Origin of the sequence: Alistipes intestinihominis, assembly GCF_040095975.1 — a bacterium.
Classification (GTDB): Bacteria; Bacteroidota; Bacteroidia; order Bacteroidales; family Rikenellaceae; genus Alistipes; species Alistipes senegalensis.
On sequence record NZ_JBBMFL010000050.1, the window covers coordinates 1 to 828 of the forward strand.

Sequence of the window (828 nt, forward strand, 5' to 3'; positions counted from 1 at the left end):
CCGCGGTGAACGAAATCAACCGCCTGCCGATGCGGGCTTCGTATTTCGCCTACGAATCCGCAGAAGCCGCCCGGAAGGGCGACCCGCGCGTCTCGGAACGCTTCCTCGACCTCGACGGGACGTGGAAATTCTCGTGGGTCCGCAACGCCGACCAGCGTCCCGCGGATTTCTTCCGCACGGACTACGACGACCGCTCGTGGAGCACGATGCCCGTTCCGGGACTGTGGGAACTGAACGGCTACGGCGATCCGCAATATCTCAACATCGGCTACGCATGGCGCGAACAATTCGAGAACAATCCGCCTTACGTGCCGATAAAAGAAAACCATGTCGGCTCGTACCGCCGCGAAATCGAGATCCCGGCCTCGTGGTCGGACAAGCAGGTCATCGCCCGGTTCGGGTCCGTCACCTCGAACATCTACCTGTGGGTCAACGGACGGTTCGTCGGTTACAGCGAGGATTCGAAGCTCGAATGCGAGTTCGACATCACGCGCTTCGTGAAGCCCGGCAAGAATCTCTTCGCCTTCCAGGTCTTCCGCTGGTGCGACGGCACCTATCTCGAAGATCAGGACTTCTTCCGCCTCTCGGGCGTGGGCCGCGACTGCTTCCTCTATGCCCGCGACAAACGCCATATCGCCGACGTGCGGCTCGACGCGACCCTCTCGGAGAACTACACCCGCGGCCGGCTCGCCGTGGAGCTGGCTCTCCCCGCAGCGACCCGGGGCTGCACGGCGGAGGTGACCCTCACGGACCCCGACGGCAAGGCCGTGGCCTCTGAAACGGCGAAACTCTTCGGTACGATAGCCCGTCTCATGCTCGACGCCGGGC

At 63.4% G+C, this 828-nt stretch carries 1 protein-coding gene; it reads left to right on the forward strand.

What is annotated here, in order from left to right:
- The coding region (locus tag WMO46_RS15580) for a sugar-binding domain-containing protein (protein WP_349094662.1) at window positions 1-828 on the forward strand (828 nt) is incomplete at both ends.